This window comes from Rivularia sp. PCC 7116 (assembly GCF_000316665.1).
Lineage (GTDB): Bacteria > Cyanobacteriota > Cyanobacteriia > Cyanobacteriales > Nostocaceae > Rivularia.
Window position 1 is genome coordinate 8624606 of sequence record NC_019678.1, and the last position, 26583, is coordinate 8651188.

At 37.9% G+C, this 26583-nt stretch carries 16 protein-coding genes; 5 read left to right on the forward strand and 11 right to left on the reverse strand.

Annotated elements, in window-relative coordinates; genetic code table 11:
• The first annotated feature begins 12 nt into the window (after window positions 1-12).
• Entirely contained in the window at window positions 13-2613 is a 2601-nt protein-coding gene (locus RIV7116_RS35445; RefSeq protein WP_015122718.1) for an AAA-like domain-containing protein, read from the forward strand.
• 118 nt (window positions 2614-2731) lie between these two features.
• Here RIV7116_RS35445 and RIV7116_RS33105 read toward each other — a convergent pair whose 3' ends face one another.
• From RIV7116_RS33105 to RIV7116_RS33130, 6 genes are all read right to left on the reverse strand, one after another.
• Window positions 2732-4333, reverse strand: a complete 1602-nt coding sequence (locus tag RIV7116_RS33105; protein WP_044292628.1) for a DUF655 domain-containing protein — start codon at window positions 4331-4333, stop codon at window positions 2732-2734.
• Between the two features lie 352 nt (window positions 4334-4685).
• Window positions 4686-7301, reverse strand: a complete 2616-nt coding sequence (locus RIV7116_RS37500) for a DUF11 domain-containing protein (RefSeq protein WP_015122720.1) — start codon at window positions 7299-7301, stop codon at window positions 4686-4688.
• Window positions 7302-7434: 133 nt separating this feature from the next.
• Entirely contained in the window at window positions 7435-11142 is a 3708-nt protein-coding gene (locus tag RIV7116_RS33115) for a hypothetical protein (protein ID WP_015122721.1), read from the reverse strand.
• Window positions 11143-11146: 4 nt separating this feature from the next.
• A complete protein-coding gene (locus RIV7116_RS33120; RefSeq protein ID WP_015122722.1) occupies window positions 11147-12118 on the reverse strand; it encodes a DUF11 domain-containing protein in 972 nt (323 codons plus the stop codon).
• Window positions 12119-12714: 596 nt separating this feature from the next.
• On the reverse strand, window positions 12715-12936 hold the full coding sequence (locus tag RIV7116_RS33125) for a hypothetical protein (protein WP_044291322.1): 222 nt from the start codon (window positions 12934-12936) through the stop codon (window positions 12715-12717).
• A gap of 147 nt (window positions 12937-13083) precedes the next feature.
• Window positions 13084-14573, reverse strand: a protein-coding gene (locus RIV7116_RS33130; protein ID WP_371261610.1) for an IS5 family transposase whose coding sequence is annotated in 2 segments (ribosomal slippage) — window positions 13084-14157 and window positions 14160-14573 — 1488 coding nt in all. Because the reading frame shifts where the segments join, the coding sequence is not laid out codon by codon here.
• Between the two features lie 928 nt (window positions 14574-15501).
• On the opposite strand from RIV7116_RS33130, the gene RIV7116_RS33140 reads away from it, so the two are divergent.
• Window positions 15502-15753 (forward strand): HetP family heterocyst commitment protein, encoded by a 252-nt coding sequence (locus RIV7116_RS33140; RefSeq protein ID WP_044291325.1) that lies wholly within the window; start codon window positions 15502-15504, stop codon window positions 15751-15753.
• Window positions 15754-16400: 647 nt separating this feature from the next.
• Entirely contained in the window at window positions 16401-17000 is a 600-nt protein-coding gene (locus RIV7116_RS33145) for a cytochrome b/b6 domain-containing protein (RefSeq protein ID WP_015122724.1), read from the forward strand.
• Between the two features lie 152 nt (window positions 17001-17152).
• Here the strand turns inward: RIV7116_RS33145 and RIV7116_RS33150 are convergent, their stop codons facing one another.
• The 5 genes from RIV7116_RS33150 to topA form a co-directional block, all read right to left on the reverse strand.
• Window positions 17153-19699: an HD family phosphohydrolase gene (locus tag RIV7116_RS33150; RefSeq protein WP_015122725.1), complete on the reverse strand. Its 2547-nt coding sequence runs from the start codon at window positions 19697-19699 to the stop codon at window positions 17153-17155.
• Between the two features lie 220 nt (window positions 19700-19919).
• Complete coding sequence (locus tag RIV7116_RS33155) at window positions 19920-20828, reverse strand: ADP-ribosylglycohydrolase family protein (RefSeq protein ID WP_015122726.1); 909 nt, start codon at window positions 20826-20828, stop codon at window positions 19920-19922.
• Between the two features lie 179 nt (window positions 20829-21007).
• The gene (gene aroQ / locus RIV7116_RS33160) at window positions 21008-21502 is read right to left on the reverse strand and encodes a type II 3-dehydroquinate dehydratase (protein ID WP_015122727.1); all 495 of its coding nucleotides are present in this window, start codon (window positions 21500-21502) and stop codon (window positions 21008-21010) included.
• Window positions 21477-21617 (reverse strand): hypothetical protein, encoded by a 141-nt coding sequence (locus RIV7116_RS36730; RefSeq protein ID WP_015122728.1) that lies wholly within the window; start codon window positions 21615-21617, stop codon window positions 21477-21479. The genes aroQ and RIV7116_RS36730 overlap by 26 nt, the downstream gene beginning before the upstream one ends.
• Window positions 21618-21929: 312 nt before the next feature.
• Window positions 21930-24617 carry a type I DNA topoisomerase gene (topA, locus tag RIV7116_RS33170; RefSeq protein WP_015122729.1) on the reverse strand — a complete coding sequence of 896 codons (2688 nt, stop codon included), beginning with the start codon at window positions 24615-24617 and terminating at the stop codon, window positions 21930-21932.
• Window positions 24618-25109: 492 nt separating this feature from the next.
• Between topA and RIV7116_RS33175 the strand changes: the two genes are divergently transcribed.
• Window positions 25110-25424, forward strand: a complete 315-nt coding sequence (locus tag RIV7116_RS33175; protein WP_015122730.1) for a hypothetical protein — start codon at window positions 25110-25112, stop codon at window positions 25422-25424.
• Between the two features lie 561 nt (window positions 25425-25985).
• Entirely contained in the window at window positions 25986-26273 is a 288-nt protein-coding gene (locus RIV7116_RS33180; protein ID WP_015122731.1) for an RNA-binding protein, read from the forward strand.
• Window positions 26274-26583: the final 310 nt, after the last annotated feature.

A 26583-nucleotide genomic window follows, 5' to 3' on the forward strand; every position in this document is an offset into this window, starting at 1 on the left:
GGAATTGTAACTATGACTACAAGCAATTCTAATTTTTATCAAATAGGTGCCAGCCTGCCAGTTGACGCTCCTAGTTACGTACAGCGACAAGCGGACGAAAAGTTTTATCAAAAATTGAAAGCTGGTAAATTTTGTTATGTGCTCAACTCCCGACAGATGGGTAAATCGAGTTTGCGCGTACAGACTATGCAACGCTTACAAAAACAAGGAACTGTCTGTGCTGCAATTGATTTGACGGGAATTGGCAAGGTAAGTCAAGAACAATGGTATGGGGGAATTGTTTACAATTTATCGGAAAGCTGTCAGTTAGAAGATAAATTCGATTTTGATTGGCAGGAATGGTGGCAACAACATCAAGCTGTTCTTTCACCAGTGCAATGTTTGAGTTTATTTATTCAAAAGGTTTTATTAGATAAGATTCAGCAACCAATAGTTATTTTCGTGGATGAAATTGATAAGGTGCTGAGTCAAGATTTTTCTGCGGATGACTTTTTCGCATTGATTCGCTTCTTCCAGAATCAGCGGGTTGATAATCCGATTTTTCAAAGGTTAACTTTTGCTTTATTAGGCGTAGCAACTCCTAGCGATCTAATTACGGATAAAACCCAAACTCCTTTTAATATTGGGGAAGCAATAGAATTAAATGGTTTTCAAACTGATGAAGTTGAACCCTTAATTAAGGGGTTAGAAGGTAAATTTAATTATCCTCAAAGGGTAATAGAAGAAATATTACATTGGACGGGAGGGCAACCATTTCTGACTCAAAAGCTATGCAAGTTTATGGTTGAGGAATCCGAGAAAAATAATCCCAATTCTGTAAAGGAGGTTGTGAAATCAAGGATTATTGAAAATTGGGAATCCCAAGACGATCCAGAGCATTTACGAACTATCAGGGATAGAATTCTGTCGTCGGAGCAGCGAGCCGGATATTTGTTGGAATTGTACAAGCAAATTCAACTTCATGGAGAGATTGCTGCTAAGAAAAATGTTGAATCAAGTGAATTACGATTATCTGGTTTAGTTGTTCAAAGACAAAATAAGTTAAGGGTTTATAATCGAGTTTATCAACAAGTCTTTAGTCATAATTGGGTTGAAGTTCAGTTAAAGAATTTGCGTCCATATTCGGAAGCTTTTCGTGCTTGGGTTGCTTCTGGATGTACTGATAAATCGCGACTTTTACGAGGAAAAGCTTTAGAAAGTGCAGAAAAATGGGCTAAAGATAAAGATTTAAGCTTTCAAGACAAACAATTTTTAGCAGCTAGTAGAGAGAAAGAGATAGCTTTCAGCAATAAAAAAGCAGAATATAAGAGGGCAGAGGAAGATAGAAGAGCTACAGAAGATAGAAATAAAATATTGAGTGAAGCTAATAAAAAAGCAGTAGAAGATAGAGATAAAATTTTGAGTGAAGCTCAACGCTTTCGTATTAGTTCAATAATTGCATTCTCGGTAGCAGCAATATCATTATTCTTTACAATAATATTAGCTACACAAACTCATACATATATTAAAACAGTAGAAGAATTAACTAAACTTGCAGGAGAACTTGAAAATGAAGGTTCTGATTCTGAAGCGAAAGAATTATTCTCGCTAGCTGGTCAATCTGTTAATATTAAAGACCGTAAGCTGAAACTTGCAATTCTTAATACCGGCATATCTTATGCTTACCAAAAATTTGAAAATAAAGATTTGAAAAAAGCAGAAAATTATCTTAAAAAAATTGAAAATATTAGTAAAGCTCGATGTGATATATCTAAGATAAAAAAATATGATGCTGAATCTCAATTTTGTATCTTATTCTTAAAAGTATCGGGTAATTTTTTCAAAGAAAATAATAAGTCTGAGAAAGCAATCGAACAATATAAATCAGCATTTGATATTCTTAGTGATCTCAAACAAAAACGTAAAAGAGGAAAGACTTTAGTTAAAGTGAGTCCTGTATTTATTTCACAATCAAAAGTCAATATTATATCAAAACAAAAGATAGAAGATCTACACTTAGAATTGATAAGATTAATCTCAGAAAATAACGATAAAAATAGCGATGGATATGAAACGATTAAGACTCAAACCAAGGATTCCTTAGGAGAATATTATCTTGATGAGCTTAATAACTTACTCTTAAATAAAAAATGGCAAGAAGCAGATAAAAGAACACATATGCTTATGCTGTACATTGCTGACAAAGAAATATTTTTAGATACAGAATCTATAAAAACATTTTCCTGCGAAAGCCTTCGATATATTAATTCTTTATGGGAATTTCACTCAAAGCAACACTTTGGTTTGAGCATACAAAAGAAAATCTGGATAGATACAAGAAATCGATTGGCTATTAAAACATGGAAAAACCGCGACGAAGAAAATTTTATTGCGTTTGTAACCAGTATAGGGTGGTATGAAAAAGAAAAAGAAAATTACTTTGCATATAATCAATTAGTAAAAAAAGTAGAAGAAGATTATCAAAAAACATCTGCTGGTATTATGCCAACTTTAGGTTTTTACAGTTGGGTTGTTGATGAGAGCGGAAAAATGGAAAAAGTTAAAAAAGATTATTTATATTTTAAGCGCGATCGTTCTTTTCTTTTTGAGCGGCTTGATAAATGTAATCTTTAGTAAGTTGGGCTTCGTTCCTTAACATAAAATTATTAAGATGTTGTCGGGTTTCGCTGTCGCTCAACCCAACCTACAAATTCTAAAAAAACTCCGCGCTTCCCTCCGCGCTCCTCCGCGTTCAAAAACTCACCCTCCCCTCCAACTTCACCAACATCTTCTTCCCAATCCCCTTCACTCTCTCCAAATCTTCCAAAGAATCAAACCGCTTTTCCCCACGCGCTTTAATAATCCTTTCCGCCAACTTCTTACCCACCCCAGGAAGCCTTACCAATTCTTCCACCGTAGCTGTATTGATATCAACAATTACCTTTTCTGCAAAAGTCGAAGGCGCTTTAATTTCCCCACATTCCTTCTCTTGCTGTTTAACCTTCTTCTCAATCCTTCTAGGTATATCAAATTCAGCATTAACGTAAAGTCTTTCAAACTCCCTTACATAATGAGCCGCTACTTTGGGATTTTCAATTACCAAAACCGTTTCATCATTGCCAATATTTGCAGCTTCCGTCCAATTATGAGAACCAGTAATTACAATCTTTTTATCAATAACAGCATATTTATGATGCAATAAATCACCACTCGTTAATAAGGGAATTCCTATAGTATTAATTGGGTTTTCCCAAGGTTGGTTATTGAGTTCGTATTTACATTTATTACTCAAAGCAAGACCCATCATATCCAAACCTTCGCTGTAGAAACGATAAGCGAAGTCTGGTTCTATAACGGTTCTTATTTTCACATTTTTTTGATGGCTTGTTTCGAGAATATTACTTAAACGCTGGGCTGAAAATACAAACAATGCTGAATCTATAGAATTAACTGCTGATTTTAAGGTTTTACCAATTAATCCATTACTGCTGTGAATCCAAGGTTTTGTAGGGGAAGTGGGAGAAAAACTTACTGTTACCTTATTGTTACCAAAATTTACTTGCTGAAAATCTCGTCGAGGTTTTTGTAAACCGAATTTACTATCAAATTTACCTCCGACTCCATCACCCCACATGATGTTAAATTCGTTTGTAAAAATATCTGCTAATTCAACACTATCGATTTTAATTAAATTATTAACGTTTCCCAAGCTATCGTAATTATCATAATCGCCGTGAATTCCGGACAATGTGAAATTAGCAGAAGTTACAATTACAAAGCGATTATCAATAACGATAAATTTATGATGCATTAAACCGCTACCTTTTGAGCCGTCAGCGGTATCATCAATTAAAGGAATTTTGGCATTTTTGATTATTTTTAAAGCATCTCTTTGATTAATTTCTTCTTGAGAAAGCTTACCGTCTTCGTCAGTATCTGCAAATTTGAGAAATTCCTGATATTTATCTCTTTCCCGTTTGGTTAACTTTGTTAATTCTTGCGGTGTAAAATCACTCCAAGTACGACTATAGTTATTTTCTAGAATTATTCTAACTTTAATTCCCGCTTGCTGTTTTTTAACTAATGCTTGAGCAACCAAAGGTAAACGTAATTCCTGTACCGCAATATCAATTGTAGAATTAGCTTGAGAAATTGCATCAATAATTATTTGTTCTAAATCATCTCCCTTGCGAATTTTTTCGCGGTAAGATTCTCGATATTCAGAAGTTTGTGAATGATTAAAATAAACTTGTATTGATGAATCTTGTGGAAGTGCTTTTATTTGATTATTTGACTTTGATTGCTGACAAGAAGTTAGGGGTAATATCAGTAAAAAGAAATATAGTAATTTTATATATTTTGTTAAAAGTCGAGATGTTGAGAAACCCGGTTTTTTCAAAAAACCGGGTTTCTTTATTTTCACCAATACTTTGAGAGCTTTAAAAAAAAAATTGCACGGTAGTCTGCCCGGAGATACTAGACGAACAAGTTTATTTTTCCCAAAATTGATAAAAATAATTGGTTCTACTGAATAGAAATATGAAAATGTGATTTCACATTGAAAGAGACGTAGCAATACACCCCGTCTCTACATCAAGATAGAATAAAAACCTCACCTTCTCCCTTTGTACACCCCTCTCCTTAACAAGGAGAGGGGAAGGGGGTGAGGTTTCTACATGTATTCCACTCAACCGAAATTCCCTGTCTTAATCCACTTGCACTCGAAACCGAACAAAACCAAAATTATTACCAAGAGTATGGTTAATAGTACCGAGATTACCAATCACTGTACCAGTCGGATTATCTTGATTGGGACAGAAATTATCGGCGGGAAGTTGAGTTCCTGGAGCAAAAAAGCTACCGTTATCGCCATCATTATTATTAGTATTTGCTGTAACTGTATTTGAAAGATTTACAGATATACCGCTACCGGAACCAAAACTATCGGGAACAAAACTAGTTCCTTGAGGAATTGGATCGCAAAATCTGACGTTTTCTACCGGTCGATTTCCATCAGCAAGGAAATACATCGTGTATTCAACTTCATCACCGCTTTGTAAGGGTAATTGCGGACTAATATCAAATACTCCTACCGGTGAAAGTTGAAACCAACCGGGTAAATTATCAATGGGGTCATTAGGATTATCAATAAAGGAATTAAAATCAATTCCGCTGATAGGAAGCCCGTTCCTGAATACATTGGTAATTCTTTTGAGTCCCCGCAAACGTTCTGGATCGGTAGGTACATCGCTTCCTACCTGTACGTCTTCATCAGGGTTTGCTGGGTCGTAACTTACACTTTTTGTGGTGTTGCTAGCGTCTGTATAAGTAGCAGTAGCTGGGTTATTGTAAACACCATTAACGGTATTTTCGTTAATATTGGTTGAAAATGTAACTGCAACACTACCACCACCAGGAATGGTGAAAGTTCCAAAATTAGCTGTGTTGTCTCCATCGGATGGATTGGTAGTGATAGTACGAGTTGCACCTCCGTTTAAAGTAATTATTGGGTCAACCGAAGCATCGTAAGTAAAACCACTAGGTAATGGGTCAGAAATATTAACATTGGTTGCAGCCAATTTATCGGCAGCGTTAGAAACTGTAATCGTATATGTAGCTTGCCCAGGTTTGATAATTGGGCCTGGTGTAGAAGTCGTTTTAGTAATAGTTAATTGTGGTAGCGGACATTCCGCACCGGAACTAGCACCATTAATATTACCAACAGTGGAAGTAGTACCGTTAGAACCAGCGGTTGCCCCAAAAGGTTCCAAAGGGTCGCTTGTCTGACCAGATGCACCACCATTCGCACTGACATTTGCACCTGGGCTGGTGAAGATAACTCCACCACCACCACCACCACCAGGGCCGTGAGGATCGTTGGCTAATGCGTTACCACCACTACCACCATTAGCGGTGACTGTAAGACCTGTAAGGTTATTATTGATAGCGGATACCACTACACTACCACCAGCACCACCGCCACCACCACCATCAGTTCTGGCATCTAGAGCACTACTACCATTAGCGTTGATAGCGCCGCTACCGCTGACGCTACCGGTACGAATCAATGCGATACCGCCACCTGCAGCACCACTACTTGATAAACCATTCGGAAGGTCGCTTCTGTTGTCGTTAGTAGTTCCCGCACCACCACCTCCTCCTAACACCAGGCGATCGCTGCTAGAAGGAAAGCTCGCACCAGCAAAACCACCGATAAACTCCTCCGAACTAAAACTTCTGCCACCTAAACCACCGGCTCCACCGTTTCCACCACCGCCACCACCGGTGTTTTCACCATTAGGGAATCGAAAATCTCCGAGGGGATCGCCGTCTGTACCTCCACCTCCAGCGTTTCCAGGAGCGCCACGACCTGATGCACCGTTGGGATAACCTTCAACTCCAGAGTTTTCTAGACTAGTATTCGTAGAGTTAAACATAAACCTTGGCGTACCGGCAGTACCTTCACCTTTAGAGCCGTTAGTACCTTCAAGTTGAGGTTCATTGGCTTGGAATTGCGATAAACTCCTGAAGTCAGTTTCCAGCAAACCAGGAGCCACATTTCGATCTGCTCCCGTAAGCTGTCGTCCACCACCACCACGGAAACCTCTGCCGCTAATATCTATGGTGGCGCTAGCCAAGTTTAAATTTTCGGCAACATCGTATGCTAAAACACCACCAGTTGAACCATTCCAACGACTTGCTGTCAGCCCTGGTGTAATAGTAGCGTTAGTGTATTGCGGTACGCGAATAACTTGATAAGTTCTTTGTCCTTGAGTACCGAAGGGAGCATTACTATAAGAATTAATTAATCCTCCTCCATTTGCTCCTTGAATTGTTACCGAACCACCAGCTACTGCTGAGGAAGCAACAACGTATTCATAATTACCAGCTGTGAAGTTAGCGTTATTGAGATTGCCGCTAGCACCAGTGGCTGGTGGAGCTACGAAGGATCTAAGAGGAGTTGAACCACCAGGGACACCATCCCCATAAGAATCGGTATTACTCGAATCGATATCGGCTCCCTGCATTTGGATAACCAACAGCAAGTCACCAGCTTGAATTGGTGCCGCACCATTCGGAGTCCCCACGGGAATTGAAGTCGCACCAGCATTTACATTTCCTGCACCGGGATAATAAGTATTGATTACACCAGTTAAATTAATTCCGTCTCCATCTGTACCGGGAGCAGCACATAATAGCGGTGTGGTTTGTGCCGCAACTGGAGAGAAGTTTGCTCCACCGATTAATAGTAAACCTTGATAGCTACAGGTGGTCATTAATAAAGTGAAGCTACGAATAAGATTAGATTTAAATGATTTCATAATTGAAAGTTGGGAATTGGGAATTAGGCATAGGGCATTGGTAATGGGTAATTGGTAATTGGGGAAGAGGTAAAATATAGCTAATAACTCTCAATTATTAATTGCTTACTCTTCACCTTTGACCTTTAACCTCTTACCTTTGACCTTTTAAAGATTCTTGTTGCTGTGGTGGTGCTACTTTTTGTCTGCCGAAACCACCAAATAGTTCGTTTACTTTGAAGCTGACGTTGAGATAGGGACCACCAGCGGAACGATAGCCTGTAAAATCGCGGTCATCTGCACTACCAAAGGCATAACCGACACCAACTCGAAAATCGGGCGTGAGATAATATCCAGCTTCTACGGCTACCCCAAACTCGCTGAAATCTTGAGTTGGTTGACCAATCCAGCGTCCTTCTATGGCTAAATCGGTACGGTAGCCTAATTGATAATTTGCTCTTAGTTGAGCCAGATTTAGGCTGCTGTTGCTTGTAAAATTATTGGCTAAATAACTATTACTATTACGGAAAGCATATTTTCCATAGAATTCCCATCTCCAACTTGGTGCATAAATTGCTTCTGCTGAGAAAAGATGATCGATAGAACCGTTGCCGCTACCGAACAATAAGGTATCGGGTGTTGTTGAAGGATTTTGACGATATTCGTATTTGAGTAAAGCGTTAAATTTATCGCTCTTAGGATCGCGATATGCCAAACCGACGCGCAGATTTGCTGTATCTGCTAATCCATCTAATAGTTGGTTGGCTCCACCAGCTTGTTTGTACCTTACTGCTGCGGTTAATGCAGATGAAATTTTACCGGCTGCTGCTGCGGTAATAACTGTATTGTTGCCTTGGTTGCCATCCCGATATTCAAAGCGAGCGTTGGCGTTGAAGTTGGGATTATCGGTATATGACATGCCCACACTGTAAGTACTTCCCTCAAATAAACCTAAAGAAGAAGCACTTTGTCCGGTGGCATAGGGTTGAGCAAATCTCACACCTGCGGCGGTGTTGCCGAAAATATCGTTTAATACTCTTTCGTAACCTAAATCTATTCTTAATCCAGGTGCGACACGAATACGTTGATTTAATCCTATTGAACCTTGGTCGTTCATACCGTCGATACCTGAGAGAATCGAGTAGCGTCCGCTGATGCTGGTATCTTTAGTAAATTTGTGTTCGACGAGGGTATCTAAGCTGGTGATGTTGTTACCTTGTAATAAGCCACCATCAAAAAATTGATGTGCTAACCGCATTGTGACGCCGGGATAAAGTCTCCAGTCTAAACCTAGGGTTGTACGGTTGGGATAAAGAGGATCGCTATCTTCGAGATTCAATTCGTTTTGAGCGCGGAAATTTATAGATTCGGTTAGAGGTACGTTGAGGCTGGATACTAATTGACTGGCAGTTCCTTCAAATACGTTGTTAACTCTGTCTTCGCGAGAACGATTAACATATTCAAATTTGACATCCGAATCGCCGATTTGTTGCTGAATTCCGGCTCTAACCGTAGTCAACGAGTTATCAACTTGACTTCCCGGTGTCGGTAATGGTTGAGGATTAAATAAATCAAATAATTGAGTTCGTTGTGCGGGAGCAATACCGAAATTTTCTTCATGGTCGTAACCAACCTGAAAACTAGTAGAGTTACCTATATTAGCGGCGATATCGGCACCGTAACGAGTTTGTCCCGGTGCAAAACTCCAGGTCGCATTATTAGCAAAATTTTCCGTTACCGAGCGGTAATAAGCCTTTGATTTAAAGCCGCTACCAATGTTCGCATTTGCTTCTATTCTGTAAGCAGAACCACTGACATCGCCAAAATTTAGAGTATTGTGCTGCGATCGCGCATATTCACCAAGAATAAAACCGGATGCTAAAGGAGCGTAAAAGTCAACTCCGTATAGCTCAAAATCTTGCGCTCCTTGTTCTTCCTTTAAATAACTACCTCCCAAAAATGCCGTTCTATCTGGATTTGCCTTTCCATTTCTCAAGTTATATTGCAGCCTACCTCCATAAAGTTGGCTATCTTCACCAGCTTCATTTTGATAAGTAACTACAATCCGATTTACTAAAGTTGCCTCTAGAGGATTTAATTCGGTAGCGAAAATCGGACGACGGAATAAAATTGTTCCTCTGTCGTAATCGATTTCATAATCAGCACCGCGATATAAAGCTTTACGTTTAATTACCGTACCAGGGCGATTTATTTCCTCTGTTTCAATAAAAATGCTTTCACTACCGGGAATTACCAACCTACGAGAAACAAAATAATAACCGCTAGTTCCATCAGGGGTGATAGTATCTCGTTGAAAACCCTCGATATTATTGGCAAATAATCCCGTAACCTGTAAATTACCTAAATTAAAATTTCCCTTAAAACCGTGCAGTTGTCTGGTTGTCGCAGAATAAAGTTGGGACTGTCTGGCAAATTCTTGGGTATTGTAATCACCCCACATAAAATAATCTGGTTCCGCACCTTTGATATCAGGAGTGCGTTCGATGCGAGCATATACGCTATCTATAGAAGGAGCAGTATTAGTAACCGTTGAATCATCCCCATAGACGGGATATTGTTTTTCACAAGATTGAACTCCACCAAAAAGACGATTGTCACCATTACAATCTTGATTCAAAGGGCGATCGCTGTTATATGCTCCAGTAAATAGCCATTCTCCGACTTTACCAGTAGCAAAAACTGCTGCATCTAAATCTACAGTAGTATCTTTATCGATTTCTTCGGGATTGAGAAAATCGCGGAAACTGCCCCAATAATCGGTACCACCGGCTCCAATTCTTAAATTGATAACCCCTGTTGCTAAGGAAGGGCGTAGATTAGTTACAAATTCGACATAACTAACAGCTTCTGAATCAAATTGAGAAGAATTATTTTTATCGTAAATAGTGGCGGAAAGTTGGCGCACAGATGTTCTTCGCGCCAAACTTTCCAAGACAGCGCTAACTTTAACAGCTTGGGCTTGATTACCCGCTTGCAAACTAGCAGTAAACTCGCCGTTTCTAGCCAAAACTTGAAAACCAGCTGCATCAGGTTTGTAATCTGCACCGATGAATTTACCAGCGTTACTATTTAGAGTAACGATGACATCTTTCTCGATTAATTTACCGTTTTCATCAGTAATATTGCCTCGAAAATCGATATTGGAACGTCCGTCAGCAGGAATTCTCGATTCCCCAACTGGATTAATGGAAATTTTGGCTTTTTGTTCTTGAAAAATGACATTGACGCTAACAGCATTACCACCTTGAGCTTGAGCAGTAATCGTGTTTTCACCTTTGGATAAAGGAACTTTGTACCAAATTGTAGTATGAAGCTCTTGTGATTCATCCTTATGAACGTAACTACTAAGACTTTTATCTATAGGCTTTCCATTTACTTCTATATTAATATCGGCGCTAGGGTGATGCTGAATTGATATATTAGTAGTCCCTTTATTAGTAATACCAGCTTGAGGAGTAATTATACTAACTTGATTATTAATAGATAAGGGAGCCGAAGCATTTTGTTTTTGTTGCTTCTTTTCTTCAATATTTAGATTATTTAATTTATTTTCAGTCTCAGATATTTTCTTATTTACAATAGCTGAGTCGTCTTCTTTCGCAACAGAAAAATCTTGAATGATGACTTTTTCTAAACTTAAATTTTCAGTTTGACTTTCTGATGATGAAAATAATATGTGATTGTCATTTTCTACTAAATTTAATTGTGGTAAACCTGGGTTACTTACCGCTTTATCATTAATAACTATACTTTGTGCCGATACGCTAACTGTAGGAAATACTATCATTGCGCTACAAGCAGTAAATATAAAATATCTTTTGTTTAAACTTAAATTTTTCATCTGATTAACGTCCCCCCTTTGAAGACTTTGGTGCAAATATTTTCTTCGCACCAGCTTTTTGCTCTCCAAAAGCTGGAGTGACGGCAAAATTAATTCTCGCCATACTTCCAGGTGCTAAACGTACCAAGCGAGATTGACTATTGTTTTTGATTTTGTAAAGATTGGGAGCTTGAATGTAACCTGGTAAACTTGTGTAATCCAAAGTTGCAGTACGATTACCCGAAATCACGTTAGCAACCGAATACATTCCATTCGCATCAGTAATAATGCGGTTGCCATCATCCATAAAAATTACTGCATTCGGGACTCCTGGTTCTCCCCGTTGCTGTTCCCCATCAAAATTTTTATCAACAAAAACACGTCCAATTAAAGTCGCGCAATCAGAAAGAATACCGGGGCGAATTCTTAATAAATGGCTTGCTGTATTACTTGTGAGAGTTGCAGTTGTAGCCACAGCCAAATTTCTTCCACTGCCTCTCATCCCATCGGGTGTAACCGTTACAGCGTAAACTACACTCAAAGTTCCTTGAGGTGGAATGCTACCAGCATAATTAATTGCAACCGTGCGATTTTGGGCTGGAGTGGTTGACACTTCAACTTCGGATGTCGTACTTCCATCAGTTAAAGAACCTTGTACGGATTTTTCAGCTAACCTCAAACCTAAAGGAAGGGTATCGTTAAGAGTTAAATTGCTAGCCGATACTGCACCAGTATTGCGAATCGCAACCCGGTAAATTACTGTATCTCCAGGCTCTGCGGCACTTTTATTAGCAGTTTTAGTTATTTGTAAATCTGCTTCTCCCGCTCTAAAAGTTGTATTATTAGTGTTAAAAGAGCCGATATTGTCACCCCCAAACACTGCTGTATTATTAATCTCATCGGCAGTGACGGGCATAGCTTCCAAGACGATAATTCCAGGAAGCAATAATGACAGCAGAAGTTTAGTAAACTTCCACGTCTTTATTTTTAATCTCATATTTAATTAGGAATTCTTAAGTTGGGAAGGTTTTTACGTTTACAAATTATTGCCGAATCATGAAAAAATTCCCTGAAATAAAAAAAAGATGCTTTCCTGTCTGTGGTAATTAAATAAAATGCCACAATTTCAGCTTTACTTTCCGGCTTTAATATCACAATAAAGCCGCATAGACGATTTCTTTCACTTGATTTCAATACATCGTGACAAACCCTCGCCTCATCTCCGGCAAACCTCAGCAAAAAGCATCGGAGAGAGGAAAAAAGGTAAGATTTATCTGTATTTTATTCAATTGAAAACCTGATAGTGTTTTTCTACGGTAAATGCTTTATCAACTTTTTTAGGTAGATGCAGAGATTACCTAAACGTTCACGAACCCTTTTCGTTTGAAACTAAATATAACAAGTTATAAATATAGCGGAAACAGGTTTTATACGGAGATATATATTAAAAATCAATTATTGTGGTGATATGAATTCAGTAATAAAGCGTAAATTAAGCAATCGGGACTTTCAGATTAAAGATATTTTATAGTTAAATATTTTGTTCTCATGAATAAAAATAGATTCTGGGAAATAGGGAACAAAGAGATCCACTCATTTACTAAACATCAAATTGCTTATATGACCTAAATTGTCCGTTCGGTTTGAACTTAATACCACTCGATTGCGCTCCTTTCTCAGCGCTTGGTTGCCAAGATAAATCAAGCCGATCGATTCGACTTCGGCACTGGTTAACATATTGGTAACTCCTAAGCTAACCGTAATTACTTCTGATGGCAAACCACCTATATCCGAATATTGACTGCTAATTGCCAAATCCTCAATTATTATAAAAGTAATTAGATATACCCTTATTATCTCTATATGTAATAATTAATTGGAGCTATTTGCTAAGTATAAATTTGGATTCAAAAGTAAATAGGGCTTGCTGAAAAAGTAATAAAAAAGTGAGATGGAGGTTTATTAATTATTCAAGGAAGGGCTAAAAATAAGTTTTTGTTTATTAAAACCAAAAAAGCTATAATAATTTTTAATGCCAGGTCGTGAAAAAGGCAGATTCCTGAAAAATAGGCATAAAAAAGCTCTCAATAAACGTGAGATATAAGTAGAAAGATTCATTACTAAAAAAGTAATTGCGATTGCAGTTTTAGAGGTATGAGAAAGTTTAGTCATCACGCAATTAAGGCTAAATCTTCTCTTCCCTTGTCCAAATTTACCTTCAATAGAACTACGAATCTTCTCATCATGAGCAGCTTGTTTCTTCTTCTCTTTACTAATATTGGCAGGTGGTCTTCCCAAAGGCGGCCCACTAATTCTAATACCTCTTTCTTTACACCAAGCTCGATTTTTTTGTGTACGATAAATTTTGTCAATATGAACCGATTCAGGGTAGTAACCAGTGTATTTTTTAAATGATTCTATTTGTATTTTTAAATCTGTTGATTCATTAAAATTATTCCAACTAATACGGTCTAAAAATATATATCCGTCAAAATAGCTAGCTGATAACTTTGCTCCAAACTCTACTGTTTTACCAGCTTTTCCGCGAAGAATTGGACGTACATGTGGTTGATTTAAACTTACAATGCGGTTATCTATACTTTTCTTTTTATTTTCATATAGCCATAGTTGCTGACGATAAATTTCGCTAATTACTAGCAATATTTTATATTGCCTAATACTTAATTTAGATAGATTTGCTCCAATATAAACTAGCTGTTTAATGTGAGAGATATTTCTTTTAATATACTGAAGTTGTTTTTTTACTGCTTTTCTTCTTTCTTTTTGAAATGGACGACGTTTTTTAGCAACTTTTAAGTAATTTTTTCGTGCAAGTTTACGATAAGTTCTTGGTTTTTTATCTAGTTGATTTTTAACTTGCTCATATAGAAAATCTATGATTTTTTCGGTATGCTTTCTTGCTTGATTCAATAGCCCTAAGTCTGTGGGGTAACTAATATCACTAGGCGCACAAGTTGCATCTAATATTAATTTCCCCCTATTCGTTGGTTCATTTAATTCTTTTTTTTTATTGGTGCAGAAGAATCTTCTAACATCTTCTTTACCATTGTTTGATTAATTTTATTGACTAGCTCTACCCCTATTCTTTGACGAAAGTGAACTAACATTGACGCATCAAATGGAGTATCCTGACTATAGGATGACATTCCTATAAAATACTGTAGATAAGGATTTTCCTTAATTTGTTCTACTGTCTCTCTATCACTTATCCCCAGTTTCTCTTTAATAATTAACGCTCCTAGGGCCATACGAAAAGATTTAGCTGGTGCCCCTACTTCTTCGGAAAAAATTGAAGCATACTCGTCTTCAAACTCTAACCAAGGTATCAATGAAGCCATAATTACCCAACGATTATCTTCAGATAACTTCCCCTCAAAAGGAAGTTCAAAGTTTTCTGATAAGACTTGAGATTGCTCCTCTTTACGGTACATAAGTACTAAACAAGCACAGTGTGCTACTCATGGTAATGCAAGGGTTTTGAGTCATTCTAGACCAATTTCAAACACCTGAATATATTCCTCTGGTCTGAAAATGTATGCTGCACAACATTTTCGTGTTAATTCAGCAAGCCCTAAATATTTTCCGATAAAGGTTGTTGAAAATAATGTTTAATAGCTTACATTAAATTACCTTCTGCGTGTATACACATACTTTTTAATAATAAAATATTACATATTTATCGTTACAAATTGAATTAAAAAACTAAGCTAATAAATGATAATAATTTAGAAATTGAACCAACAAAAAAAACTTAATAATATCAGGGGTCTAGCCCCCTGACATTAATTGTTGTGTTGTAATTTATAAATGATTAAGAGCATATGCAATTTATTTGGAGCAAATCATTAATTCATTAACCGATGAACCTAGATGCTTAATCCTATTAAAAAAACTTGTTAATCTATAAAAACTTACTTTGAGACTACTAAAAACCAAAATCATTTTAAATTTAAGTATTGTAATTCAATAAATATACAATTAAATTGTCATTATTTGTTACATGCCTTCAGTGATTTTACAAAAGAGAAGTATAAATTTTTGAGAAACATGATTTTTCGCCTTAATTTAAGATTAGCGAATAATTGTAAAAATTTTTATGGCTTTTGTATATGTAATTCTGCAAGCAGATAGCAGTGCTTGTATAAAATAAAAATTGAATTAAAATAATGCTTTACTTAATTGATTATTAATTTTTTAAATATAAAACAGTAAAAATATTATGAATTTTGTATAAAGATTACAGAAAATGATGAATTGATATCGCAATACAAATATAAACTTTATATTATAAAGATTTTTTTAGTGTTCCCTCTGACTCAATAAAGCATATTTTATTATTTGTGAGCAAAATTGAAGACAATGGATAAGAAACAAGTTGAAGAAGTTATTAAAGCAATTCTAGCTCGAAAATATTCCTGGGCTTGTGTTTTAATACTGCGTTTTCATGGATACGATCCTGTTGATTATATACCTTATCGTACTTACATACGGTTACTTAAAGAAAATTATCTAGTAGAGACCAAAGCTACAAAAGATACTCCAAAAAAAGCAGTAGCTATGCGGTCTTTCCAAGCGAATGAAATGCAGTTCATCAAGCAAGAAAAGGGTTAATAACTGTTCGTATAATAAACAAATACTTAGTTAAAGCTTCTGTTAATATAAGTTAATTTGTTTATCAGCCAAATTTGTTGGTGATAAGTTGATGAGCAGCCGTCATTGTATAAGAATAAATTGTCAATTATTGTAGTGCAAAGAGCAGTGCCTTGTGGTGAGTCGAGTTGGAGGTGTCGGTATCCGTCCCCCAGAAAGCCCGTTTGCTGAGCGTGCGATAGCTTGGAGTTTGCCTCCTCTTTATCGCACTGTCGGGCATTTTGCCCGCTTCTGATATACAAATTCAACCAGCAACAGTTTAGAAAACAATTTATTTTACAAGTAAATTTACTTGTGTTAATGCTAGCAATATTTTTTACTCATCGGTTTATATCTTAGCTTTAGCTTGCTGCAAAATATTGATGTCAAATTATAAATTTAAACAGAGCTATACTTCATCGAAGAGTTTGTACTGGTTATAGGATAAAGAAATTGTGTACAAAAGTAGCTAAACATGAGTATTTGAGTCAAAGAGCTTAAATATACAAATCTTTGGTTCGATCGCGAGTGTTCAACCCACTTTTTTTAGCGAACTTATCAATAGTTACATCATCTGATAGTATTAATTCAGTTCTGGTTTAATTTGCCCGTCTAAATGCATTCCGAATATGACTTCCACTTCTGAGACTTCGACAAGGAAGTTTCCAGTTCAATCTATAGCAGCCAAGGTTTTTCACTGGAATAATATTATAAGTGTGTTCGTCATGCTTACCAGCGGATTGCAAATTTACAACGCCAATCCAGTTTTCGGTGGACGCTCGTCTTTACATATTCCACCTATATTTACATTAGGGGGCTGGCTTGCAGGAGGTAGACATTGGCATTTTGCTGCAATGTGGCTGTTTTCGCTTAATCTTTTGTGGTATGGAATTTACGTTTTAATTACCCGTAGATGGTTGCACCGTTTTGCTAGTAGTAAAGATTTGAAAGCCCTCCATAAAACCAAAAATTCTCGACGTTTGATTTATGCTTGGCATCGTATAGTATACACAAGTATTATTCCTATTTTGTTGCTAGCCTTATTCTCTGGGATAGGAATGTATAAACCGGCTCAATTTTCTTGGATAGTCAGCTTATTTGGTAGTTGGCAAGCATTACGGATTGTTCACTTTTCCTCAGTACCATTAGTGATTTTGTTCGCGACTTTTCACTCTTGGTTGGGAATGAAAGCAGGTGGCTCCGAACTTACTGAATCGATGTTCTGGTAATTCGTCAAAAAGTTGCGATCGCAGTCTTAACTATTTGCTTTCCCAATCCCAGTACTGATTTTAATCTGAAGCAAAATCAATTTGCCTAGGGTTATTAATAGGAAAAAGGCTGTATTTCTGGATGCTAGTTTATTTTTCATTCCCCATCCCCATTAATTCCTAGCTTTTAACTTAGGATAAGCAATTCGCTTGTGATGGAATTGTTGCCATACTGTGACGAAGATTTCGGCTATTTTTGACATTTCTTGACGTGTTAAGCCCGAATCTAAGAGTTGATTATCTTTCCATCTAGCCCGTAGAATATTATTGACCATATTCAAAGCTTTTTCTGGTGTTGCATCTCGTAGCGATCGCAATGCTGCCTCACAAGAATCGGCTAACATAACAATTGCAGTTTCCCGCGATTGAGGAGTTGGTCCTTCATAACGGAAGTCTTCTTCTTTTATCTGTAATGTTGGATCGCCCTTAGCTAATTCCTGGGCTTGGTGATAAAAATAGGCAATTTGCATTGTCCCTTGATGTTCTGGAATAAATGCCTGTATAGCCGTAGGTAAACTATGCTTTCTCGCCATAGCCAATCCGGCACTAACGTGCTTCTTAATAATATCGGCACTTATCCAGGGATCGTTAATTTCGGTGTCATGTTTATTGGGACCCCCCATTTGATTTTCGATAAATCCCATCGGGTCATGCATTTTACCGACATCATGGTACAATGTTCCAGCTCTTACCAATTCAACATTGCATTTAAGCTCTTTGGCAGCAGCTTCAGCAAGAGTGGCAACAAACAGTGTATGCTGAAATGTACCGGGAGCTTCTGTAGCAAGACGTTTGAGCAGCGGACGATTAGGCGAAGCCAGTTCTGCTAATCTAATGGGAGTGACTAAATCGAACAACTTTTCTAAGTAAGGACTTAGTCCCAAAGCAACAATACTCCAACCTAAGCCCGACAGTGCTAGGAGTCCTGCTTCTTGAAATACTAAATAGGAAGTCGAAGTGAATGCAGTACCCAGTAATACTTTTAACAATAAGTAAGTGCCGCCTTCTGTTAAAGAAATTCCAAATCCTAATACAGCTAATTCTTCACGAGAACGCAGTCGTTGTGCCATGCAACTACCAAGTATTCCTCCAGCAGCACCAGCTATGATCGCTGTTTTTCCGACTTCTAAGCTCATGGGTAACAGTAATGTTAGCAGCAACCCGATAACAGTAATACCCAAAGTCGGACCGTAAAAACTGCCTAAAAGTAAACCGACTGCACTCCATGTTGTAAAAGGTACACCTACAACCAATAAAGATGGACAAGATAAAGTCAGTAGTAATACTAATAATCTGTCGCTTTGCCGCAGTCGATTTCTCAAACGCTTTTCTACCAAAGCATAAATGCCTATGGCTGCTGCAACAGCACTACCCAAATAAGTTAAACCCAGCCAATTAATTTCCCGGCGAATTAAATTGTAATTTTCTAATACTGCTAAATTCCATTCTGTAATATTCTGCCCTTTTCGGACAATTAGCTCGCCTTTTTTAACCGTTATCATTACAGGCTTTATTTTCGCTGCTTCTTGGGAAGCCTGTAACTCTGTTTGCTGTTTGTCTTTCTTTAGATTCGGTCTTAAAACACTTGATAACAATTTAGTTGCCCAAGGTTGAGTATCTTTAGGCACTAATGATTCTGATTTTTGTAAATGTAAATTAATTACATATTTTAAATTATCAGTAGGTAATCCAGGATGAATACCCTGAGCTAGGATTAGTTGAGCGCTTTGGGCTATACCCATTTGAATTTTTGACCATTCTTCATCGCTGAAATTTAGTATGGTGGTGTCTTCATATACTTTTTCGGCTAAATCTGAAAGGTTAAGTTCTGCAAGTTTTTCTTTAGCTAGAGCATAAAGTTCTCTTTTTTCTTCTATCTTCTTGATTAGCGATCGCAAATTCGCCGTCGAAGTTTTGTCACGGTATAGCCGTAATTGATTTAATGCCTGCTTAAAATCAGGGTTTTGAGTAATCGTATCAATAGTTTGAGTATCTGTAACGGCAGCACCGGTAGTATTAGCTACAACGACAGGTAATGGTTTTTGACTTCTAGCAATATTTTGATTGGGGTTTTCCAAAGAAATCTTGAGTTGTTCCCACTCTTTTTCGGGAACCGAACGTACATAATCTTGTGTAGAAGTACGTAATATTTCAGTGTCATAAAATGGAAAATCACCAGCAGTTTTGCGAATTTCATTTCCTTGCCGCAGCAATTGCTCTAAATTCTGCTCAACTGTTTCGTTAATTTGCTTATCTACCATAAACCATTGCCGAGAATTGTCTCTAGCAGATTCGCGTTCCAATTCTGTTTGCTGTTTATCTTCTATAGTCGCAGTATAGGGAGCAACAATTGTTTCGCGAGCAGCAGCTCCTTCTTGCAACTGAGGCTGACTGTATAATTTATGCCCCATTACTCCTGTAATGGTAATTAAAGCGATCGCAAACACAACGGAAGAATGCTGAGGAATCAGTCCCCAACAAGTTGCGTAAATACCACATTTACCTTTAGCCGACTTTACCATTGGACTGGAGCAGAAGGGTTTTTGAGATAGATTTTTATCACCTGTTTTAGATACATACAAGCGACGTAATGCTTTGTATCGTCGTCCCCAGGTAGCTTTTACTTGAGTCAAGGACTTTAAAAATGGTTGCGTTTTCATTGCCTATGACCGCAGTTGCCTATAAGAATGGTTGAATTCCAGACAATTCGGAACAGAAGTTTTAAGCTTCAAAGCTGCCATCATAGTTATTTACCATTTAGTGAAAATCCTGGGTTTACTCCGTACTAAGTATAGTGATTTAGCCAAAAAAGCGATTACTATCTTAATTGTGTAAACTTGCAGGGAGTGGGCGCAGAGTAGTAGCCGATAATAAATACAGTTAACGCAAACGGATAATATGTGGGGCTGCAATTGCCTCCAAAGGGGGAATTAAATTTGATTTACCAACCTCCTGTAATTCTAAAACTTGTGGTAAAACATCATATGTCCCCGACCATACGGCTACAAATGCATCAGCTAATTTTACCACTTGAGAAAAGCTAGTTAATCCCCATTGTGCTAATTTTGCCTCATCTAACCCTAAGTGCCAAGTTACAGGTATACCAGTCATGCTGTTATAAGCCCCCGAAATTATACCGGCAATAGCACCAGAAACTCTTGAATTTTGTTGGTTTTCAACCGCACGCAAACAGGTAAGACGAAAATCTTCTTTAGTAGTTACAAAGCAATAAAAAGCTATAGCGATGATATTGCTTATACTATTTTCTTTATCCAAGCAATTTTGTAATTCAGAATATCCAGCATTTTTAATTATTATATTATTGACTTGTTGAAGTAATTTTGGTATTCCAGTTTTAGTTTCACCGATGAATGAAGTAATTTCTGAAACTATTGTGTCGGTGTTGATTTTATCGTTTAAAGATTGAGCTATCAGATAACATACAGTCAATATTCCATCTCTATCCAAGGGATGATTGTGAGTTTTGATAGCTAATAGTAAGTTTTTTCGTAAAACAGAACGATCTTCATGAAAAAACAATGCTATGGGTAAAGTCGCCCAAATCAAGTTCAAAAATATAAAATCTGCTGCAATTTCTTTGTTAGAGAGCGAGGGCACAAGACGATCCCAGTCTTCTAAATCAAAGCCACCTTGTGCAATTAAGCTTTGCATACCTTGTACTGCTAAAGAACAGTTAAATGATTCTGCAAGTCCTACATTGCCTAAAGTTTGCCCTACCATACCTCCTATCAAAGTACCCCGAATTCTATTTGTAAGTGAATAGCGCATACAGTTAATTAAAACCGATTTAAATATTCCATAATGTTATAACTACCAGTTGCACCAACACGAATTCTGGATAAGATAATTTTTTTTGATAAATTCTACCTTTGGAGAGATAGACTCCACAAAAAAACTAATACTATTTGCTGTCAATTAATTAAATAAATTAAATATTACTGTATAATTCAAGATTTCCTGAGGTGATACACTAAAGCTTGCAATCCTAAAAGATAGCTTTTCGCGCCAAAGCCGCTAATTTGACCAATCGCTACTGGTGCTATATATGAATGATGTCTGAAATCTTCTCTACGATATATATTGCTCAAATGTACTTCTACCGTAGGTAAATTAACGCTCTTCAGAGCATCTCGCAATGCTACACTCGTATGGGTATAAGCTCCGGCATTGATAATAATGCCTTGGTAATTGAAAAATGCGTCATGAATAGCATCTATTAAGATGCCTTCATGATTGGACTGCACGGCAGATACTTTGACTGATAGAGAACGACCTTCTTCTACTAGCAGACGATTAATATCATTCAAGGTAAGGGAACCATAAATTTCCGGTTCTCGTTGTCCCAGTAAATTCAGATTCGGTCCGTGCAGTACTAAAATGCTTATAGAAGGTTCGATTCCTTCCTTAGCATTCCAACTATCTACCACGGCGAGAACGCCCATCTACGGGAATAGGAATTAATTCAGCTTCTGGCTCAGCTTCTGGCCCTAAAAGGGCATCAATCAGCTCGCGTGCTAATTCCTTAAGCTTTTCGAGCACCTTTTCGATATAATCCATTTAACTGAACGCTCCTGAGATAATAACTCTAAGTCAACTATCGACTACGGAGAAAATAAAGTAAAAACAGCACCGCTGGTGGATAAGTGGGTCAAACAGAACTCACCCTTAATGGGGAGCAAGTCATTACCGATAACTGCGATTTCTCCCTTTATTATTTTAGGTTATCACATTCGCCACGGGTAGGTTGACATTGCTCTTCTTAAGAAGTATTTTACGTTCGCACTAATCAACCAATAGTTTATAAACTAATAGTCCAGAAGAATGAAAGCATCCGGACTATTAGTATAGTATGCTCCTCTTGGGTATTTATCAGCTTGTTTCTGTTTTCTTCTTAGATTTAGCAGTAGAAGTTTTGCTAGAAGCTTTAGATTTAGTACTATTCGATTTTTTAGTACTTGAAGTTTTTGACTTGGTTGTTTTGCGAGTAGATTTACCTTTTGGTGCTTTGTTCGCTAGTAATTCCAATGCTTTCTCTAAAGTAATGCTTTCTACAGTTTCACCTTCAGGAATGCCGACATTGGTTTTACCATGCTTTATGTAAACTCCGTAAGGTCCTTCATAAATATTGACTGGTTCTTCATTGTCTGGGTGAGAACCTAATTCACGCAATGGCTTCTTAGCATTACTTCTGCTACCCCGTCCTTTTTTAGGCTGAGACAATAATTCTAATGCTCTTTCTAAGCTAACCGTAAGTACATCATCACCAGCTTTCAACGAACGGTAATCTTTTCCCTCTTTGGCATTGTGAACTACGTAGGGTCCAAAACGACCTAAATTGGCTTGAACACTAGCACCAGTTTCTGGATGTTCTCCTAATTTTCTGGGCAAAGCTAAAAGACCAACAGCCATTTCCACAGTTACGTCTTCTGGCTTGACATTTTTAGGTAGCGAAGCTTGTTTGGGTTTGGGATTTTCTTCAGACTTTTCACCCAATTGTACGTAAGGACCGTAAGGACCAATCAGCATGAAAATCGGCTGGGCAGTTTCTGGATGAATCCCCACTTGGTCGGGACCTTCGGTTTTTTGCTTGAGTAATTTTTCTACTTTTTCCGGATCGAGGTCGGAGGGAGTTAAATCTCGGGGAATCGAGGCTGTAACCACCTCATCGCCATTTTCAGCTTCTAAATAAGCACCGAATTTACCGATGCGGATTTTGACATCGGGGATGTTCAAGTCAACGGTTCTAGATGTATTGATATCAATTTGACTTTCTCGCTCCTTAACTAAGGTATCGAGACCTTTTTCTCCTAAATAGAATTTTTTTAAGTAAGGTAACCATTCCGCTTCTCCAGTGGAAATATCATCAAGAGTTTGCTCCATTTTGGAGGTGAAGCTGGGGTCAACGATTTCCGAGAAATGAGTTTCTAGCAATTTAGTCACAGCGAAGGCTGTGAATGAAGGAATTAAAGCATTATTAGTTAATTGAGCGTAACCTTTATCGACAATAGTACCGATAATGCTGGCATAGGTACTGGGACGACCAATGCCTTCGCTTTCTAGGGTTTTCACTAAAGTTGCTTCTGTAAATCGGGCTGGAGGCTGAGTTTCATGACCCACAGTTTGCAGTTCTTTGCAGCTGGGATTATCGCCAACTTTTAGGTTAGGTAAAATGACTTCCTTGTCTTCAAGTGCTGCTTCGGGATCGTCGGAACCTTCTACATAAGCACGTAAAAATCCCGGAAAATCAATTCGCTTACCTGAAGAGCGAAAACCCGCATCTTCCACTAGTAAATGCATGGTGATTTGAGTTTGCTTTGCATCTGCCATTTGACAGGCAACGGTACGCTTCCAGATTAAATCGTACAATTGCAATTCTCTACCGCTCAAACCGGTTTCTTGAGGAGTGCGGAAGCTGCTTCCAGCCGGACGAATAGCTTCATGTGCTTCTTGGGCGCTTTTAGATTTTGTCGTGTATTTTCTGGGCTGGGGAGACAAAAATTCGTTACCGTAAAGCTTTTGCACGCATTCTCTGGCTGCGGTTACTGCTTGTTCCGACAAGTGTACCGAGTCGGTACGCATGTAGGTTATGTAACCTTGTTCGTAAAGGTTTTGAGCAACTCGCATCGTATCGCGGGCTGATAAACGTAACTTACGGTTAGATTCCTGCTGTAAGGTCGAAGTAGTAAACGGAGGCGCTGGTTTGCGCGTTACCGGACGTTCGTCAAGATTGGTAACTTTCCAAGTTTTATCGGTTATCCGTGCTTTCAGAGCTTCGGCTTCTTCTTCGTTGAGTAGTACAACTTTACGACCTGCGGCAATTTTTCCCGTTGCTGGATCGAAATCGCTACCAGTTGCGAGCTTGGTTCCTGCCAAACTAACCAATACGGAATTAAACGATTGCTCTTTACTTCCTTTATTAGCTGTCTGACTCAAAACCGCTTTTAAATCCCAGTAAGAACCTTGATTAAAAGCACGACGTTCCCGTTCCCGTTGCACTAACAGTCGCACCGCTACAGACTGCACTCTTCCAGCCGACAAACCCCAGGCAATTTTTTTCCACAACAAAGGTGAAAGTGTGTAACCTACAAGTCGGTCTAAAATTCGTCGCGTTTCTTGAGCGCGAACTAGCTGTTCATCAACTGTACGGGTATTTTTCAGGGCTTTTTTTATGGCTTCAGAAGTAATTTCATGAAACACCATTCGCTTTGTAGGAACTTTTGGCTTTAACAGTTGGTACAAATGCCAGCTGATACTTTCACCTTCGCGGTCTTCGTCAGTCGCCAAAATCAGTTCGGATGCTTCCTTAAGCGCTTGTTTCAACTGGCTGACAACCTGTTTTTTGGTCTTGGGGACTACGTACAACGGTTCAAAATTTGATTCTACGTTTACTCCCAACTTCGCCCATTCTTCTCCTTTGACAGCGGCGGGAATTTCACTAGCGGACTGTGGCAAGTCACGTACATGACCCATCGAAGCTTCTACTCGATAATCTGATGGTAAATAGTTACGAATAGTTTTAGCTTTGGTCGGAGATTCGACAATAACGAGAGTTGACATGGAAATTTCAAGAAAAATATAGCTGCTGGGCTAAAAAGTCAAAGTGGTACAATCGATTGTTAATGTCAAGATAAAATTTCACTGCCGAGCAAGACAATAACTGTTATATAAAATGCCCAGCTTTATTTAAAACCCTTTTTTATTGGGGTTTCAACCCCCGGACACTTTTTTAAGGCAATGTAAATACCTCTCAAAAATAAGATAGTGGGAATCGGGCGATTGAGGAAGGCAGTTATTTCAATCTTTAACTTATATTGGACGTAATTGGCGACTACCATTTTTATTTATTGGTCTTTAAAGTTGGAAAAATCAATCCAGATGACACCAATCAAATGCCTACCAGTTAAGATTATTCGGGATTTTTAATCCGTTGGCTTAATTGTTTTCCATTTTTTATTATTTTTTGCCAATATTTAGAATTGTGCCAAAATCAAATTTAAATAAGTACCGTATTTCAAACAGATGATTTGACTACGAGCGCGAGGAAAAACTATGAAACCGATTCGTCAAGGGGATGTAATTTTACTTCCCGTAAAGCCAACTGAAGGCAACAAACTAGATGGCTTACGGGAAGACCTTGATAACTTTGTTTTAGCAGAAGGAGAAGTTACCGGGCATAAACATCGTATATCTGAAGGACAAGCACGATTATATACAGAGAATAGCGACTTATATCTACGTGTTTTTTCTGGTAATGCCTTACTGTTTCACGAAGAACACGGTTCCATCGATGTACCTCAAGGCGGTTGGCTGGTGAGAATTCAACGCGAATATGAACCAGAAGGATGGCGCTATGTTACCGATTAAATTCTTACTTAGATAGTAATTTTTGTAATTGCAGTAGAAGTTATATTGGAGAAACCTGATTGTTTTTCGTTGTCTATACAACCACACTTATAGGTTCAAATATCGATATAGTATCCATATTGTGCTGTCAATTAACTAGCAATTAATTACTTAAAACCTAAATTTAAATTTATAAAAATAGATAAGTGTAATTGCTGCAATCCAATTTAATCGCAGGCAGTCAATAACATCTAATCTTAAGTCTAAGCAATATAGATATTTGATTTGTGTATATCGCCAACGGTTAGTTTTACTACTTGGTAAATTAAGCAGTTTCTTTATAAATTACCAATATAATTAGACTATGAAAGTGATAGTAAAAACTGATATTTTTCTTCCGTTCGTGCAATCAACGGCAAGGATTTTGCATTGTCCCTATAGATAATAAGCAAAGAGAGCAAAAAAGTTGTGGTAGGATAATCCAGGAGAAGTACGTTCGGTAATTGTGTTCTTGTTATTAAGTAAAAGTCGCAAGCAGCTTTCCGGATGTCCCCTCTGCACGGTTGGATTCTGGAGAGTCTCATGTCAATCTACGTTGGAAATTTATCATACGATGTTACTCAAGAAGACCTTAGTAAGGTTTTTGCCGAGTATGGCAGCGTGAAGCGCGTTCAATTACCCACTGACAGGGAAACTGGCAGATCGAGAGGTTTCGGTTTTGTCGAAATGCAATCAGAAGACGAAGAAAGCTCAGCTATTCAAGCCTTAGATGGTGCTGAATGGATGGGTCGCGCAATGAAGGTTAATAAAGCAAGACCGCGAGAAGAACGAGGTAATAGACGCTCCGGTGGTGGTGGAAATTGGGGCTAGTAACGGAAGCCCAAACTTCTGGAATGGTAATACAGTATTGGTAAATATGGTTCGCTCTTTCCAACGAAATTTATTCTATTTCTTATGAAAATCGCGTTGGTAAAAAATCTTAAGTTTAAATCGTAATACCGAGATAAACAGCTTCACCACAGTCAATTCTGTTATACCACTTCACCGAAGTATTTTAGCAAAGCAAAATACGGTGATACTGCTAATTTCGCAATGCAATATCTTCTAGCAGTTCATATGTATTGATTTAATCTTAAACGATATCTGGTTTAGCACAGACTCTTTCTCAATTGAGGAAATC

Excerpts from the sequence above, each read along its gene's own strand:
- RIV7116_RS35445 (WP_015122718.1), top strand. The coding sequence starts at position 13 with ATGACTACAAGCAATTCTAATTTTTATCAAATAGGTGCCAGCCTGCCA.
- RIV7116_RS37500 (WP_015122720.1), bottom strand. The coding sequence starts at position 7,301 with ATGAAATCATTTAAATCTAATCTTATTCGTAGCTTCACTTTATTAATG.
- RIV7116_RS33115 (WP_015122721.1), bottom strand. The coding sequence starts at position 11,142 with ATGAAAAATTTAAGTTTAAACAAAAGATATTTTATATTTACTGCTTGT.
- RIV7116_RS33120 (WP_015122722.1), bottom strand. The coding sequence starts at position 12,118 with ATGAGATTAAAAATAAAGACGTGGAAGTTTACTAAACTTCTGCTGTCA.
- RIV7116_RS33140 (WP_044291325.1), top strand. The coding sequence starts at position 15,502 with ATGGATAAGAAACAAGTTGAAGAAGTTATTAAAGCAATTCTAGCTCGA.
- RIV7116_RS33145 (WP_015122724.1), top strand. The coding sequence starts at position 16,401 with ATGACTTCCACTTCTGAGACTTCGACAAGGAAGTTTCCAGTTCAATCT.
- RIV7116_RS33150 (WP_015122725.1), bottom strand. The coding sequence starts at position 19,699 with ATGAAAACGCAACCATTTTTAAAGTCCTTGACTCAAGTAAAAGCTACC.
- RIV7116_RS33155 (WP_015122726.1), bottom strand. The coding sequence starts at position 20,828 with ATGCGCTATTCACTTACAAATAGAATTCGGGGTACTTTGATAGGAGGT.
- aroQ (WP_015122727.1), bottom strand. The coding sequence starts at position 21,502 with ATGGGCGTTCTCGCCGTGGTAGATAGTTGGAATGCTAAGGAAGGAATC.
- RIV7116_RS36730 (WP_015122728.1), bottom strand. The coding sequence starts at position 21,617 with ATGGATTATATCGAAAAGGTGCTCGAAAAGCTTAAGGAATTAGCACGC.
- topA (WP_015122729.1), bottom strand. The coding sequence starts at position 24,617 with ATGTCAACTCTCGTTATTGTCGAATCTCCGACCAAAGCTAAAACTATT.
- RIV7116_RS33175 (WP_015122730.1), top strand. The coding sequence starts at position 25,110 with ATGAAACCGATTCGTCAAGGGGATGTAATTTTACTTCCCGTAAAGCCA.
- RIV7116_RS33180 (WP_015122731.1), top strand. The coding sequence starts at position 25,986 with ATGTCAATCTACGTTGGAAATTTATCATACGATGTTACTCAAGAAGAC.